Origin of the sequence: Mesorhizobium australafricanum (assembly GCF_033977265.1) — a bacterium.
GTDB classification, from domain to species: Bacteria; Pseudomonadota; Alphaproteobacteria; order Rhizobiales; family Rhizobiaceae; genus Mesorhizobium; species Mesorhizobium australafricanum.
This window is the reverse complement of the sequence record NZ_JAVIIT010000056.1, coordinates 1-1,367: the sequence shown is the minus strand read 5'-3', so window position 1 is coordinate 1,367 and position 1,367 is coordinate 1. Positions and strand designations below refer to the sequence as shown.

Here is a 1,367-nt window from a genome sequence, read left to right as displayed (position 1 = left end):
ACAAAGACTTAACAGGCTGCTGCAAAAGTCGCGTCCTTTTCGATTTTGATGACATTTGTCGGAATGCTTGGTCTGATCGGGCTGGATTTTGGCTTTTGCAGCTACCGGTTTTGCGTGTGTGTGGGTTGTTGTGCTTGGCGGTTTGGCGTCATGTTGGCTGCATCGCCAGTAATCTGGGGATACGGACCAGATTGCAGGCAATGATGGCGAAGGTGAAGACGGCCTCGACTTTTGACCGCCCGCGCAGCTTCGTCTTGGTCAGTCCGCCCGGCTTCTTCACCCAACCGAAGATCTCCTCGATGCGTTTGCGGATGCGCTGGCTGATCGCGTAGCCGGCATGACGCATGGTGCGCCCGTCAATGGCAGTCTTGCGCACCGTGCCCGTGCTAGAGACCGTGCCTTGGACGGTGATGTGCGGGGTGACTTGGCGCTGGCGCAGGTCGCCGACGAACTCCGTCACGTCATAGGCCTTGTCGGCACCAAGCGTGATGCGATGGTTGCGGGGGCGCCGGTCGAGCATGCTGAGCGCCGCCTCCCGCTCGGCCGTGCCGGTGGCGTGCGTCAGCGTCGCGTCGACCGCAAGCCCGTTGCGGTTCTCCATGAGCACATGGCCCATGTAGCATAGCCGGCTCGGATGGCCGTCCGCCTTGCGGTAGAGCCGTGCGTCCGGATCGGTCGTGGAAGCATGTGTCTGGTTCGAGCGCTTTTCCTTGCGGAAGTCGCGTTCACCGTTGCGGCCTGGCTTGGGCGGCTCTCCCGAACCATCCTTCGGCCGAAAGCTCTTCATCGAGGCCCAGGCGTCGATCAGCGTGCCGTCGACCGAAAAATGATCGCTCGACAGAAGCTTCCTCACTTTGCCAAGCCCCATCAGAGCACCCAGGAACTCGCGCGCAACATCGGCCTCCATGAGCCGGTCGCGATTGTGGGTGAACACCGTCGCATGCCACGCCGATGCGTCCATCGGCAGGCCGACGAACCAGCGGAACAATAGATTGTAGTCGATCTGCTCCATCAGCAGGCGTTCCGAACGCACCGAGAAGAACGCCTGCAGCAGTGTCGCCCGAAGCAGCATCTCGGGTGCTATCGACGGCCGCCCCATTCCCGAATAGAGCGCCTCAAAGCGGGCATCCAGACAGCCGAGCGCCTCGTCGCACAACCGCCGGATCGCTCGAAGCGGATGATCCGCGGGAATGCGTTCCTCCAGCCGAACATAGCTGAAAAGACCTTCCGATCGATCATCCCGTCCGCGCATCGCAAATCACTCCTGTTCGCCAACCGAAGTGAATCACAAAACATCACCAAACGCGACTTTTGCAGCAGCCTGTTAAAGCGCGTCGCCTGAATCCGGTTCAGCGCGACGCGCTTTA

General features: G+C 60.8%; 1 protein-coding gene. It reads right to left on the bottom strand.

The window, feature by feature from the left end; genetic code table 11:
- Positions 1 to 148: 148 nt before the first annotated feature.
- On the bottom strand, positions 149 to 1,252 hold the full coding sequence (locus RFM98_RS31130; protein ID WP_320312288.1) for an IS5 family transposase: 1,104 nt from the start codon (positions 1,250 to 1,252) through the stop codon (positions 149 to 151).
- Positions 1,253 to 1,367: the final 115 nt, after the last annotated feature.